12 protein-coding genes are annotated in these 13,223 nt (G+C 62.5%); 10 read left to right on the top strand and 2 right to left on the bottom strand.

The genetic code is table 11. The features are described 5' to 3' along the window. Positions 1-58 precede the first annotated feature (58 nt). The 4 genes from QRN61_RS11475 (at position 59) to QRN61_RS11460 (ending at position 5,800) form a co-directional block, all read left to right on the top strand. A complete protein-coding gene (locus QRN61_RS11475; RefSeq protein WP_285373810.1) occupies positions 59-1,216 on the top strand; it encodes a GGDEF domain-containing protein in 1,158 nt (385 codons plus the stop codon). An 8-nt stretch (positions 1,217-1,224) separates the two neighbouring features. Beyond that, positions 1,225-1,719, top strand: a complete 495-nt coding sequence (locus QRN61_RS11470; RefSeq protein ID WP_285373809.1) for a PaaI family thioesterase — start codon at positions 1,225-1,227, stop codon at positions 1,717-1,719. A gap of 204 nt (positions 1,720-1,923) precedes the next feature. Next, positions 1,924-3,468 carry a methyltransferase regulatory domain-containing protein gene (locus QRN61_RS11465; RefSeq protein ID WP_285373808.1) on the top strand — a complete coding sequence of 515 codons (1,545 nt, stop codon included), beginning with the start codon at positions 1,924-1,926 and terminating at the stop codon, positions 3,466-3,468. A gap of 202 nt (positions 3,469-3,670) precedes the next feature. After that, the gene (locus QRN61_RS11460; RefSeq protein WP_285373807.1) at positions 3,671-5,800 is read left to right on the top strand and encodes a TonB-dependent receptor family protein; all 2,130 of its coding nucleotides are present in this window, start codon (positions 3,671-3,673) and stop codon (positions 5,798-5,800) included. Between the two features lie 37 nt (positions 5,801-5,837). On the opposite strand, the gene QRN61_RS11455 is transcribed toward QRN61_RS11460, so the two are convergent. Continuing rightward, the gene (locus tag QRN61_RS11455) at positions 5,838-6,206 is read right to left on the bottom strand and encodes a lysozyme inhibitor LprI family protein (RefSeq protein ID WP_115989540.1); all 369 of its coding nucleotides are present in this window, start codon (positions 6,204-6,206) and stop codon (positions 5,838-5,840) included. A gap of 41 nt (positions 6,207-6,247) precedes the next feature. On the opposite strand from QRN61_RS11455, the gene QRN61_RS11450 reads away from it, so the two are divergent. The 5 genes from QRN61_RS11450 to argE all read left to right on the top strand — a co-directional run bounded on the left by QRN61_RS11450 (position 6,248) and on the right by argE (position 10,465). Further along, on the top strand, positions 6,248-6,478 hold the full coding sequence (locus tag QRN61_RS11450; RefSeq protein WP_115989539.1) for a hypothetical protein: 231 nt from the start codon (positions 6,248-6,250) through the stop codon (positions 6,476-6,478). A gap of 251 nt (positions 6,479-6,729) precedes the next feature. Beyond that, complete coding sequence (locus QRN61_RS11445) at positions 6,730-8,049, top strand: flavin-containing monooxygenase (protein WP_115989538.1); 1,320 nt, start codon at positions 6,730-6,732, stop codon at positions 8,047-8,049. 58 nt (positions 8,050-8,107) lie between these two features. Next, positions 8,108-8,524: a RidA family protein gene (locus QRN61_RS11440; RefSeq protein WP_003225869.1), complete on the top strand. Its 417-nt coding sequence runs from the start codon at positions 8,108-8,110 to the stop codon at positions 8,522-8,524. 118 nt (positions 8,525-8,642) lie between these two features. Beyond that, the gene (locus QRN61_RS11435; RefSeq protein WP_285373806.1) at positions 8,643-9,320 is read left to right on the top strand and encodes a DUF1028 domain-containing protein; all 678 of its coding nucleotides are present in this window, start codon (positions 8,643-8,645) and stop codon (positions 9,318-9,320) included. Next, entirely contained in the window at positions 9,317-10,465 is a 1,149-nt protein-coding gene (gene argE, locus QRN61_RS11430) for an acetylornithine deacetylase (protein ID WP_139054755.1), read from the top strand. Before QRN61_RS11435 ends, argE begins: the two co-directional genes overlap by 4 nt. Positions 10,466-10,489: 24 nt before the next feature. Here argE and QRN61_RS11425 read toward each other — a convergent pair whose 3' ends face one another. Next, positions 10,490-11,401: a LysR family transcriptional regulator gene (locus QRN61_RS11425; RefSeq protein ID WP_096796405.1), complete on the bottom strand. Its 912-nt coding sequence runs from the start codon at positions 11,399-11,401 to the stop codon at positions 10,490-10,492. A 397-nt stretch (positions 11,402-11,798) separates the two neighbouring features. On the opposite strand from QRN61_RS11425, the gene QRN61_RS11420 reads away from it, so the two are divergent. Continuing rightward, positions 11,799-13,214 carry a purine-cytosine permease family protein gene (locus QRN61_RS11420; RefSeq protein WP_285373805.1) on the top strand — a complete coding sequence of 472 codons (1,416 nt, stop codon included), beginning with the start codon at positions 11,799-11,801 and terminating at the stop codon, positions 13,212-13,214. The last annotated feature ends 9 nt before the right edge of the window (positions 13,215-13,223 follow it).

The raw sequence follows: 13,223 nt of genomic DNA, 5'->3' as shown, positions 1-13,223 counted from the left end.
CGGCCCCGAACGCTTACAATCGGCGGCCTTACCGACCTTCTGACAGGCTCCCCCGGAAATGCCGCTCGACCCACCAACGATGCTGACCATCTCGATCGCTCTCGCAGCCGCCGCCGCGCTGTATCTGGCGGTCGAGTGGCGCAGTATTCGTGAGCCTTCGCTGCTGTTCTGGAGCGCCGGTTTCGCCACCATCACCATCGGTTCCACCCTGGCCCTGCTGCGCAGCAACGGTTTTCTGCTGATCGGCATCTGGTTTGCCAATGGCTTGCTGGTGACCGCGCACTTCCTGTTTCTGCTGGGGGTGGCGCGCTTTACGCAGATCCGCCTGTCACGCGCCTGGTACCTGATTTTCGTCACCTGGCTGGTTTTGCTGTTGCTGCCGGACGGGCCGCTGTGGTCGAAAGTCATGCTGGCCGCCAACTCGCTGCTGGTCGCCGCCTCGACGCTCAAGGCCAGCTTGCTGCTGCGCCCGCATGGCAGATCGCTGAGCGTCGGTGCGGTGCAATTGCGCTACGTGCTGCTCGGGCATGGGATTTTCTATGTGGCCAAGGCCCTGACCGTAGTGATCCCCGGCACGCTGATCGACCTGGCTGCGTTCCGTGGCGTCATCATCCAGATCTCGCTGGTCGAGGGCGCGATGGCGATCATGCTGATCGCACTGTCGATGACCGGCACCGAACGCTACCGGCGCGAGGAGCAGATCGCCCGACTGGCCGCCCGTGACCCGCTGACCGCCCTCTACAACCGCCGCGCCCTCGACGTGCGCGCGCCGGGCCTGCTGCGGGGCGTGTCTGCGGCGCATCCCGGCGCCCTGCTGCTGATCGACATCGACAACTTCAAATCGGTCAACGATCAGTACGGCCACAGCGCCGGCGACCGTTTGCTGGTGGCCCTGAGCGAAATGATCCGCGCCGAGACCGCCGATGAGGCGCTGGCCGCGCGTTTGGGCGGGGACGAGTTCGTGATTTTGCTGAGCAACGCGCCGAGTGATCACATCGTCAGACTGGGCGACGCCCTGCGCGATCAGTTTCAGCGCATTGCGATCCAGACATTTCCCACCGCCGAGCCGGTGACGCTGAGCATCGGCGCCACCCTGTTCAACCAGCCGCCGGCCAGCCTCGCGGCATTGATCGAACAAGGCGACGCCGCGCTGTATGAATCCAAGCGCGGCGGCCGCAACCGCCTGCGCCTGACCGGACTCACCACTTCAGGATGACCAGACCCATGACCCGTTCCGAAACGCCTCTGCAAGACCTCACCGCCCCCGAAGGCGTCTGCTACGGCTGCGGCGGCCGCAACCCCCATGGCTTGCACGTCAAAAGCTACTGGCACGAAGACGGCGTGCATGTGATGGCCGAGCACCTGCCGGACGACAAATACTGTGGCTGGCCGGACCTGGTGTACGGCGGCCTGCTGGCGATGCTGGTCGACTGCCACTCCAACTGGACCGCGATGGCTTACCACTACCGCCACGAACATCGCGAGCCGGGCAGCCTGCCGCGCATCGACTGCGTCACCGGCAACCTCGGCCTCAAGTTCATCAAACCCACACCGATGGGCGTCACCCTGACCTTGCGCGCCAGGGTCGAGGGCGAAGTCGGGCGCAAAACCCGGGTGATCTGCGAGGTGTACGCCGGGGAAGTGCTGACGGCGGTGGGCGATTCGGTGTTCGTGCGGGTCGATACCGGGCAACTGGCGGACGCGGCGCACGGGCGCTGACTCCTACAGGGCATGGTGCTCGAATTAACCCGGGCGCTGGCCCGAAAGACTGCATGACCGATTTGCGGCCCACAGCAGAGATGGCAGACAGACGTCTAAACGCCTCGGCAATCGTAAGATTCACTTACATGTTTTTCCGCTTGTGGTGCACATTGCCAACCCCTTATAAGAGCGGCTCTCACTCGCGAATTGAAGGATGCACCCATGAGCAATGCCTGGAACGAAGGGTATTTCACCGACGAGGGTTACACCTATTCGTACAGCCGGGAAATCAACCCGGTGTTCCAGCGTTTTTGTTTGTTGTTGCGCGGTTTTGCCACCCTGGAAGGCAGCGGCGGCTACCACTGCGAGCTGGGCTTTGGCCAGGGTGTCTCGATCAACATCCACGCCGCCGCCAACCCGGGCAACTACGTCGGCACCGACTTCACGCCATCTCAGGCCGCGCATGCCATCGCATTGGCGAACGACTGGAACAGCCAGGCCCGTCTGTATGACGACAGTTTCGAGCAACTGCTGGCCCGCGATGATCTGCCGGCGTTCGACAGCATCAGCCTGCATGGCATCTGGTCCTGGGTCAGCCGCGACAATCAGCAACTGATCGTCGAGTTCGCCCGTCGCCACCTCAAGCCCGGCGGAATGTTGTACGTCAGCTACAACTGCTTCCCGGGCTGGTCGCCTTCGGCGCCACTGCGCAATCTGTTCAGCCTGCACAATCGCTTTGCCAGCCAGGCCTCGACCAGCCCGGCCAAACGCATCGATGCCGCGATGGAGTTTTCCGAAACGCTGCTGGCGGCCAATCCGAAGTACGCCAGAGCGGCGCCGGCCCTGGGTGCCCAGTTGCAGAGCATCAAGGGCCAGAACCGTCAGTACGTGGCCCACGAGTATTTCAACCGCGACTGGGACTGCAAGTATTTCATCGACGTGGTCGATGCCATGACCGCAGCCAAACTCGACTACGCCACTACGGCCGTACCGCTGGACACCGTGGCTGCGCTGAATCTGAGTGCAGAGGGCATGGACTTTCTGGAAGGTATCGAGCACCCGATCATGCGCGAACAGGCGCGCGACTACTTCATCAATCAGAACTTTCGCCGGGATCTGTACGTACGCGGCGCCAATCGGCTGTCTGCCGCCGAGCAACGCGATGGCCTGCTGAGAACGCGTTTTGTCCTGCTGCAAGCGATTGAGAGCATTCCCGGCACGGTCACTGGTCCCGCCGGCGAGGCTGCGCTGCAAACAGAGATTTACAGCCCGGTGCTCGAAGCGCTCGCTGCCAGTGCCTACGCACCGAAAACCCTGCAGCAGTTGTCGATGGCCGTCGGCTCCGTGTCTTACGACGACCTGGTGCAGGCTGTCACCGTGCTGATCGGCATGGGCGTCGCCGCGCCGTGCCAGAGCGAAGCCGCCGAAAGGCAGGTGCAGGAACATTGCGACACTCTCAACCTGCAACTGTGCAAACGCGCGCTGTTCAACAACAACATTCAGGTGCTGGCCAGTCCGGTCACCGGCGGTGGCGTACCGATCAGCCGCGTGCAGCAGTTGTTCCTGATTTCGATCAAGCAAGGCATGACCGACCCGCAAGACTGGGCGCAGTTGGCGTGGGCCGTCATCGGTGATCAGGGCGAAGTGCTGCACAAGGGTGACCAGCCGCTGCTCACAGCCGAAGAAAACCTTGCCGAGATGACCGAACAGGCCCGGGCATTTGCCCAGACACCGCTGGACATTCTTATAGCGCTGAAGATTGCTTGATCCTGATATACGCCGGGCGACTGGCCGCGATAGAAGCGGCCAGTCGTCTGCGTGTATGGCCCTGACTGCCGCCTCCTGAGCCTTCCTGCCCCCACCTGCCACGCAGCGCCCCGTTAAAAAAGCAAAATTGCCATGTGTTTCCGTCGTTCCTTCTTGCGTCGCACTGTTCATTGCCCGTTCCTGTCTGCCTGGAGTTTCTTCGATGCCGTCGCCCAAATCCCTGCCCTCTGCCCTGCTGGGCCTGGCCCTCGCCTGCCCGGTCATGGCCGAGGAACCCAAAGGCATGGAGTTGGGACAAGTACTGATTTCGGCTGAAGAACAAAGCGGCGCCGATGCCTCCGTCGCCGAGGCCCAAGCCCGTCTGGCGCAAGTGCCAGGCGGCAGCAACGTGGTCGACCTGCGCCAGCCGTTGCAGGGCCGGGTGGCGAGCAATCAGGATGTGCTGGCGTATCAGCCGGGGGTCTACGCGCAATCGGCGGGTAATGAAGGGGTGAAAATCTCGATCCGTGGTTCGGGGATCAACCGCGCACCGGGCGCCCACGCTTCGGGGCTGTACACGATGCTCGACGGCCTGCCGCTGACCGGCCCCGGCGGCACGCCCTACGAACTGCTCGAACCGCTGTGGCTCGACCATGTGGAGGTGCTGCGCGGCGCCAACGGCTTTGATCGTGGTGCACTGGCACTGGGCGGCGCCATCGATTACGTCAGCCACACCGGCTACGACGCGCCGAAATTGCAGGTGCGCTATGCCACCGGCAGCCACGGTTATCAGCAGCGTCAGGTGAGTTCCGGGCAGGTGCTGGGCGACTTCGATTACTACGTGTCGCTGACCGACTCGAACGCCGACGGCTATCAGGATCACACCGCCAGCGAGAGCAAAGGCGTGATCGCCAACTTCGGTTATCGCTTCAATCCGAACCTGGAAACCCGCTTCTACTTCCGCTATCGCGAGACCGACAACGACCTCGCCGGCCGCGTGACCAAACACTCGATCGAGCACACTCCACGGGCGGCCAACCCGGCCTACGTGGCGCGCGATGACAGCCGCAAACAACCGGGCAGCACCTTCATCGGCAACAAGACCACCTACTACATCGACGACGATTCGAGCATCCAGACCGGGCTGGTCTATCACGACTACCCGATGGACCTGCGCGAAGGCCCGAACCGTCTGAAAGTGGCCTACACCGATGTCAGCGGCACGTTCGATTACAAGCGCCGCGACACCCTGTTCGGCATGGAAAGCCGCAGCACTGTGGGCCTGCGCACCACCAAACACCTGCCGAACGACGGCGCCAGTGAGTTCGTACGCATCCCGTCCGGCAACACCGCCGCGTATGCGCCGGGCACCCGCATGCGCAACTTCACCTATCAGGGTTCGGACACCGTTCTGCACGTGGGCAACGACCTGGAAATCGCCGACGACCTGTGGCTGACCACGGGCCTCGCCGCCATTTACACCCGCCGCGAAAGCGCCGTCACCTACCCGCAAAGCGGCGGCAAGACCAGCCTGAACGACTGGGATTACGCGCCACGTCTGGGCCTGCGCTATCAGGTCACGCCGGACCTGCAAGTGTTCGGCAACCTCAGCCGTTCGGTCGAAGCACCGCACCCATGGTCGCTGATCTACAGCTCGAACATCCGCTTCCCGGCCGGCAACGGTGCGGCGACCGGCACTCAGAGCGACCCGATCAAACTGCAGAACCAGACCGCGACCACCCTCGAACTCGGCGGTCGCGGCGACAGCGCGCTCGGCCAGTGGAGCCTGGCGTGGTACTACGCCCAAGTGCGCCACGAATTGCTGTCGGTACTGCCGGACGCCAACGCCGTCACCCCGTACGAACTCAACGCCAGCCCCACCGTGCACCAAGGCGTGGAAGCCAGTCTGCAAAGCACGCTGTGGTCAGCCGCCGACGGACGTAAATTGAGCCTGCGCCAGGCCTACACCTTCAGCGATTTCCACTACCGCGACGACCAGCGCTTCGGCGACAACCGCCTGCCCGGCCTGCCGATGCACTACTACCAGGGCGAACTGCGCCACGACTGGCCACAAGGCTTCTTCGCGGCGGTCAACACGCAACTGGTGTCCAAGGTCGCGGTGGATTACGCCAACAGCTACTACGCCGATCCCTACGCACTGTTCGGCGCCACCGTCGGCTACAACGCGCCGAAAAACGACTGGCAGACCTGGCTCGACCTGCGCAACCTGACCAACAAGCACTACGCCGCGACGGTCACACCGGGGTATGACGACAAGGGTCAGGATGCGGCGCGGTCTACGCCGGGTGAAGGGTTGGGGGTCTATGTCGGGGTGTCGTGGAGTTTGCTTTGACGGCATGACCTGACCAGCAGCAGAAAAACGCAGCGGGTCAAAACGGCCCCTGCGTCATCACCCGCGTCTCGATGATGCTGCGCAGGGCAACGACGCGCTTCTGATACAGGTCAGTCAAACAATCGACCTTCGCACCACAGGCCTTGCGGCTTTTGAGGAAGGCCTGCTGCTCACCGATCAAAGCATCGCGCCCGCCCATCGGCAGCAGGCGTTTGTCGAGGCTGAACAACTCGCCCATGGTGACGTCCAGGTCGTTCAAGGCGCGGTTGGCGCAAACGGCTTTTTCGTCCATGGATTTGGCCTTGTCGCAGTCGAAACTGGCGGCTTGAGTTGAATTTGCAGCGATCAGCAGCGCACAGCCGAGGGCGGCAGCGGTCACCCGTGAAATTTCTCGAACTCGTGTCATGTCGTCGTATCCAACGTTGTAAGTCAATGGAGGTATGAGAAATGAAAAGCACCGACGACAGCAAGCCTGCAACCCCGCATAACGCACCATCGCTCGATTCCTCGGGCAAACCGGTGGATGTGGTGCGCCGCGATCTGCAGGACCGCGACGACGACACCCGCACCGTGGATGAGGTGATTACACCCACGTCCATTCGTGAAAAGGAACAGGATGCCGAGGAGCTCAAGCGTAAGACCGATGAAATCGAGCGCAAAGTCGCCGACGGCAACTGACGCAACACTCCCCGTCCTTGAAGTAGAAATTTTCATTGTCTGTCCCGGGTTTTCCTGCCCGGGACAACCCTCCCCTTGCCCTGCAAGCCGCGGTTTTACTGGCTTCATCCCTTCTGCTTCAGCAATTTGTATTCACATCCCAGCTTAATAATATTTTACCGATACCCCCCTCCTGCCTAGTCTGACCGCAAGCAAAACGGACAAGCCTGAAGCGATCCGAATCCACTTGCCTTGCCAGGAAGGATGTAGAAATGACCACTGAAATAATAAAAACAGACACGCTTGTCGTGGGGGCCGGACAGGCCGGTGTGGCGATGAGCGAGCACCTGAGCAAACTCGGTGTGCCGCATCTGGTGCTGGAACGCAGCCGCATTGCCGAACGCTGGCGCAGCGGGCGCTGGGACTCGTTGGTGGCCAACGGTCCGGCGTGGCACGACCGTTTTCCGGGGCTGGAATTCGATGATGTCGACCCCGACGGTTTCGCCCCCAAGGAGCGCGTCGCGGACTATTTCGAAGCCTATGCGAAGAAATTCAACGCGCCGATCCGCACCGGGGTCGAGGTCAAAAGCGTGGTGCGCAATGTCGGGCGTCCGGGCTTCACCGTCGAGACCTCCGAAGGCGTGATCGAGGCCAGCCGCGTGGTCGCGGCAACCGGCCCGTTCCAGCGCCCGGTGATCCCGCCGATCGCGCCGCAAGACCCACGTCTGTTGCAGATCCACTCCGCTGATTATCGCAACCCGCAGCAACTGCCCGCAGGCGCAGTGCTGGTGGTTGGCGCTGGTTCGTCGGGCGTGCAGATTGCCGATGAATTGCAGCGTTCCGGCAAGCAGGTCTATCTGTCGGTCGGTGCGCATGACCGTCCGCCGCGTGCCTATCGCAACCGTGATTTCTGCTGGTGGCTGGGGGTGCTCGGCGAGTGGGATCAGGCGGCGATGAAACCCGGCCGCGAGCACGTGACCATCGCGGTCAGCGGCGCGCATGGCGGGCGCACCATCGACTTCCGTGGTCTGGCCCATCGCGGCATGACCCTGGTTGGCGTGACCGAGTCGTTCAACAACGGCGTAGTGACCTTCAAGCAGGATCTGCGTGACAACCTCAAGCGTGGCGATGAGAACTATCTGGCGCTGCTGGATGCCGCGGATGCCTACATCGAACGCAACGGCCTGGATCTGCCCGAAGAACCCGAGGCGCGCGAAACCTATCCGGATCCCGAGTGCGTGAAAAATCCGCTGCTCGATCTGGATCTGGCCGAAGCCGGTATCACTTCGATCATCTGGGCCACCGGGTTCGCCGTGGATTATTCCTGGCTGCAGGTTGCAGCGTTTGACGACAAGGGCAAACCGCAGCACCAGCGCGGCGTGTCCAGCGAGCCGGGGGTGTATTTCCTCGGGCTGCCATGGCAGTCGCGACGCGGTTCGTCGTTCATCTGGGGCGTGTGGCACGACGCCAAACACGTGGCCGATCACATCGCCACCCAGCGTAAATACCTCGACTACAAGGATGCCGAGCAGCGTGAAGCGGCCCTGCACTCGACCGCCAGCACCAAAGCCGCCGATACCGTCGACGCTTGATTGCCCTCTTTCGCGGCGGTGCCCGGTGCGCCGCTGATCACCTCGTCTGGAGCTGTACATGAGCAAGCCAACCCACACCCGCATCCGTATGTTCAACACCAAGGACACTTACCCGAACCAGACCCTGGACAACGATTTGTGCCAGGCCGTGCGCGCCGGCAATACCGTGTATGTCCGGGGTCAGGTCGGCACTGATTTCGACGGCAATCTGGTGGGCCTCGGTGATCCGCGTGCGCAGGCCGAACAGGCGATGCGCAACGTCAAACAGTTGCTGGAGGAAGCCGGCAGCGACATGAGCCACATCGTCAAGACCACCACCTACCTGATCGACCCGCGCTATCGCGAGCCGGTGTATCAGGAAGTCGGCAAGTGGCTCAAAGGCGTGTTCCCGATCTCCACCGGGCTGGTGGTGTCGGCACTGGGGCAGCCGCAGTGGCTGATGGAGATTGATGTGGTGGCGGTGATTCCCGAGTAAGTCGGAAGACCGAGTCGCGGCTATCGCGAGCAGGCTCACTCCTACAAGGGAACGCATTTCAAGGTAGGAGTGAGCCTGCTCGCGAAGAGGCCGGCCCAGACACACAAGGAGTTAGACCATGACCTTTTCAATCGCAGCCCGTTGCCCCGATACCGGCCAGTTCGGTGTCGCCATCAGTTCCTCCAGCATCGCCGTCGGCGCGCGTTGCCCGTGGCTGTTGCCGGGTGTCGGCGCGGTGTCGAGCCAGAACATCACTCTGCCCTCCCTCGGCCCGGAAGTCCTGGCGCTGATGGAGCAAGGCCACGCGCCCGACGCGGCGCTGGACCAGGTGCTGACCCGCAACGGCTACAGCCAGTACCGGCAGATCACCGCGATCAACCACCTCGGCCAGACCGCGCATTTCAGCGGCGCGCAAACCCTCGGCGTGCACAACGCGGTCTCCGGCGAACAATGCGTGGCCGCCGGCAACATGCTCGCCGGGCGCTCGGTAATCGAAGCGATGGTCAGTGCCTTTGAGGACGGCGAAGGCCAGTTGGCCGACCGCTTGCTCAAGGCCTTGCACGCCGCACAAGCCCTCGGTGGCGAAGCCGGGCCGGTGCATTCGGCGGCCGTGGTGGTGGTCGGCGAACAGACCTGGCCGATCGTCAATTTGCGCGTTGATTGGGCCGACGAAGACCCGATCGGCCAGTTGCAAAAACTCTGGGACGCCTATCAGCCGCAGTTGCAGGACTACATCGACCGCGCACTCGACCCGGCCAAGGCGCCGGGTTATGGCGTTGCCGGTGATGATCGATGAACAGCGTCGGGTTGCTCAGGACGCTGGTGGGCTTCGACACCACCAGCCGCGAATCCAACCTGCAACTGATCGAGTTCGTGCGCGACTACCTCGCAGGCTTCGATGTGCCGTGCGAGCTGATCTACAACGCCGAGCGCAGCAAGGCCAATCTGTTCGCGAGCATTGGCCCGGCCGAGCAACCGGGCATCGTGCTCTCGGGGCACACCGATGTGGTGCCGGTCGATGGTCAACCATGGACAGTAGCGCCGTTTGAACTCAGCGAGCACGACGGCAAGCTGTTCGGGCGCGGTACCGCCGACATGAAGGGCTACATCGCTTGCGTGCTGGCGCTGGTGCCGGCGCTGGTCGCTGCAGAGCTGCGCATGCCCGTGCACATCGCCCTGTCCTATGACGAAGAAGTCGGCTGCCTCGGGGTGCGCTCGTTGCTCGCCGAGCTGGAGCAGCGCCCGGTCAAACCGCTGCTGTGCATCATCGGTGAACCGACCGAGTTGAAACCGGTGCTCGGCCATAAAGGCAAACTGGCGATGCGCTGCGACGTGCACGGCCATCCGTGTCATTCGGCTTACGCACCGCTGGGGGTCAACGCCATCGAGTACGCCGCCGAGCTGATCGGTGAGCTGGGGCGCATCGGCCAGCAACTGAAGGCGCCCGAGCATCACGACGCGCGTTTCGATCCGCCCTACAGCACGGTGCAGACCGGAGTGATCAGCGGCGGTAAAGCGCTGAACATCGTCCCTGCCGACTGTCGCTTCGACTTCGAAATCCGCGCCCTGCCCTCGCAGGATCCAACCCAGGTCGCACAACAGTTGCAAGCTTACGCCGAGCAGCAAGTGCTGCCGCGCATGCGGGCAGTGAGCGAGCACAGTGCGATTCGTTTCAGTGAGCTGTCGGCTTATCCCGGCCTGGCCACCGATGCGCAGAGTCAGGCGGCGGAGCTGATTGCGGCGTTTTGCGGTTCACGGGAATACGGCACCGTGGCGTTCGGCACCGAGGGCGGGCTGTTCGATGCGGCGGGTATACCCACCGTGGTCTGTGGCCCCGGCAGCATGGATCAGGGGCACAAACCTGACGAGTTTGTCAGTCGTGCGCAACTCGATGCCTGCGATGCGATGCTGCAACGGATGCTGGCCTCGATTCGCGCCTGATCCTTTCGGCCTGACTGCCTGCCTTCAAGCGTGCAGTCGGGCCAATTCCTCACGGCAATGATCAACGAACAACTGCACCGGTTTGGTCAGTTGCACCCGACGCAGCCAGGCTGCCGACAAGCCCGAGCCGGTCACGGTTTCCGCCAGCGGCACGCACACCACTTTCTGCCCGTCGTAGGTGTACTCGCCGAACGGTCGGGTCACCAGAATCGAAAAGCCGAAACCGCGCCCGACCATGCCGCGCACCATCTCGATCGACGGCGAGCTGAAGACGATGTGCGGGGTCAGTCCGCGCTCCTCGAAAATGCTCACGAAGTAGGTGCGGCTGGGCACCACGTCGAGCAGGATCATCGGCTCCAGCACCAGATCGTGCAGCGAGACTTTAGCCTGTTGCGCAAAGCGATGGTCGGCCGGCAGCAACGCATAGGGCTGCTGCGGCGGCATCAGCGGCGTGGTGTCGATGGTGGTGTCGAGGTCATGTTCAAACAGCATCGCCATATCGATACTGCCGGCGGTCAACGCCTGTACCAGCTCCTGCTGCTCGCCATCGCGAATACGGATTTCCACCCCCGGCCAGCGCTGCTTGAACCCGGCGATCAGGCGCGGCAGGTACAGCGGCGCCACCGTTTCGAAACAGCCGATATCGATCTGCCCCGAGACCACGTCGTTGTCGGCCAGCGCGTTCTGCTCGAACTCATGCGCCACCCGCAGCAACTCCAGGGCCTTGCGATAGAACCGCGAGCCGCTGGGCGTCAGCGAAACGCCCTGGGCGTGATGGCGGATGAACAGCTGCACGCCGAAGCTTTCTTCCAGATGCTTGATCGCGGTGGAGACCGACGGTTGCGCGATATAGAGCTTGCGCGAGGCTTCGGCGACGCTGCCGCAGTCCGCGGTGGTGACGAAGTATTTGAGCTGGCGCAGGTTGTAGGCGGCCATATGAACCTCTGCAAGTGAGACAACGCTTTTGTGGTGAGGAGATTTATCTGTTGTCAGGACATTTATCTGTAGTCAGGAGGCTCTGTGGTGAGGGGATTTATCCCCGATGGGGCGCGAAGCGGCCCCTGTTTCTAAAGTCAAAAGAGGGGCCGCTTCGCAGCCCATCGGGGATAAATCCCCTCACCACAAAACTGTGTAAATCCAGGACAGAGTGAAGCCTGAACATACCGGAGCTACGCATTACACGCGGCATATATTTTTTAAGGTCTGAAGCAACAAACTTACTAATTTATCTATCCCGGGCCTTTGCACATGATCGCTTCAACAAGAAATGCGCCGTCCGTGTCGGCGCTTACCGAAGTACGTCCACGTACTCATCCTTGCCTTGGAGTTCGTCATGTCCACCTCTGCAACAACATCCGCGCCGCTCATTGAAAAACACACGATAGGATACGTGCCCCCCGAAGATCGCCACGGAAAGGTCAGGGATCTGTTCACGCTGTGGTTCGGCGGCAACATTGCACCGTTGCCCATCGTCACCGGCGCGCTGGGCGTGCAGTTGTTCCACTTGAATCTGGTCTGGGGCATCGTCGCGATTCTGGTCGGTCATCTGGTCGGCGGCGTGCTGATGGCGCTGCACTCGGCGCAAGGTCCGCAGATGGGCATTCCACAGATGATCCAGAGCCGCGCACAGTTCGGCTCGCTCGGCGCGCTGCTGGTGGTGCTGATTGCCGGGGTCATGTACATCGGCTTCTTTGCCTCCAACATCGTGCTGGCCGGCAAGTCGCTGCACGGCGTGGTCGACAGCGTGCCGGTGCCGGTCGGCATCGTCATCGGCGCCCTCGGCTCGGGGATCATCGGCATCATCGGCTACCGCTTCATCCACGTGCTCAACCGCATCGGCACCTGGGTGCTGGGGATCGGCATCGTCGTCGGTTTCGGCTACATCTTCACCCATATCCAGACCGATGACTTCCTCACCCGCGGCAGCTTCAACCTTTCCGGCTGGCTCGCCACCGTGTCGCTCGCCGCGCTGTGGCAGATCGCGTTTGCGCCGTACGTGTCCGACTATTCGCGTTATTTGCCGGCCGACGTCAAAGTCTCGTCGACGTTCTGGACCACGTATCTGGGTTCGGCGCTGGGCTCGAGTCTGGCGTTCATCTTCGGTGCCGTCGCTGTGCTGGCGACACCCGTGGGCATGGACACCATGGATGCGGTCAAGCTCGCCACTGGCTCGATCGGCCCGCTGATGCTGGTGCTGTTCCTGCTCAGCGTGATCAGCCACAACGCCCTCAACCTGTACGGCGCGGTGCTGTCGCTGATCACTCTGGTACAGACCTTTGCCTACCGCTGGATCCCCACCGCGAAAAGTCGTGCGGTGATCTCGATCATCGTGCTGCTGACCTGCTGCTTCGCCGCCGTCGGCGCGTCGAAGGACTTCATCGGCCACTTCGTCGACATGGTGCTGGTGCTGTTGGTGGTGCTGGTGCCGTGGACGGCGATCAACCTGATCGACTTCTACGCCATTCACAAGGGCCAGTACGACATCCAGTCGATCTTCCAGGTCGACGGTGGCATCTACGGACGTTACAACCCGCAGGCGTTACTGGCCTATGCGATCGGCATTGCGGTGCAGATCCCGTTCATGAACACCCCGCTGTACGTCGGCCCGGTGTCGGCGCACATCAACGGCGCCGACCTGTCGTGGCTGGTGGGGCTGCTGGTGACCTCGCCGCTGTACTTCTGGCTGGCCAGTCGTGACAGCGCCTATCGGCGGCGGATGATGGGCGGGAAACTGGTGGGCAGTCACTGAGATTGATTC

Source organism: Pseudomonas sp. lyk4-TYG-107, assembly GCF_030209055.1.
Lineage (GTDB): Bacteria > Pseudomonadota > Gammaproteobacteria > Pseudomonadales > Pseudomonadaceae > Aquipseudomonas > Aquipseudomonas putida_A.
Note: the sequence above shows the minus strand (reverse complement) of the source record. Positions and strands in the feature narration are given on the sequence as shown.

Bases quoted from the DNA above. Each gene is read 5' to 3' on its own strand.
- QRN61_RS11475 (WP_285373810.1), top strand. From the start codon at position 59: ATGCCGCTCGACCCACCAACGATGCTGACCATCTCGATCGCTCTCGCA.
- QRN61_RS11470 (WP_285373809.1), top strand. From the start codon at position 1,225: ATGACCCGTTCCGAAACGCCTCTGCAAGACCTCACCGCCCCCGAAGGC.
- QRN61_RS11465 (WP_285373808.1), top strand. From the start codon at position 1,924: ATGAGCAATGCCTGGAACGAAGGGTATTTCACCGACGAGGGTTACACC.
- QRN61_RS11460 (WP_285373807.1), top strand. From the start codon at position 3,671: ATGCCGTCGCCCAAATCCCTGCCCTCTGCCCTGCTGGGCCTGGCCCTC.
- QRN61_RS11455 (WP_115989540.1), bottom strand. From the start codon at position 6,206: ATGACACGAGTTCGAGAAATTTCACGGGTGACCGCTGCCGCCCTCGGC.
- QRN61_RS11450 (WP_115989539.1), top strand. From the start codon at position 6,248: ATGAAAAGCACCGACGACAGCAAGCCTGCAACCCCGCATAACGCACCA.
- QRN61_RS11445 (WP_115989538.1), top strand. From the start codon at position 6,730: ATGACCACTGAAATAATAAAAACAGACACGCTTGTCGTGGGGGCCGGA.
- QRN61_RS11440 (WP_003225869.1), top strand. From the start codon at position 8,108: ATGAGCAAGCCAACCCACACCCGCATCCGTATGTTCAACACCAAGGAC.
- QRN61_RS11435 (WP_285373806.1), top strand. From the start codon at position 8,643: ATGACCTTTTCAATCGCAGCCCGTTGCCCCGATACCGGCCAGTTCGGT.
- argE (WP_139054755.1), top strand. From the start codon at position 9,317: ATGAACAGCGTCGGGTTGCTCAGGACGCTGGTGGGCTTCGACACCACC.
- QRN61_RS11425 (WP_096796405.1), bottom strand. From the start codon at position 11,401: ATGGCCGCCTACAACCTGCGCCAGCTCAAATACTTCGTCACCACCGCG.
- QRN61_RS11420 (WP_285373805.1), top strand. From the start codon at position 11,799: ATGTCCACCTCTGCAACAACATCCGCGCCGCTCATTGAAAAACACACG.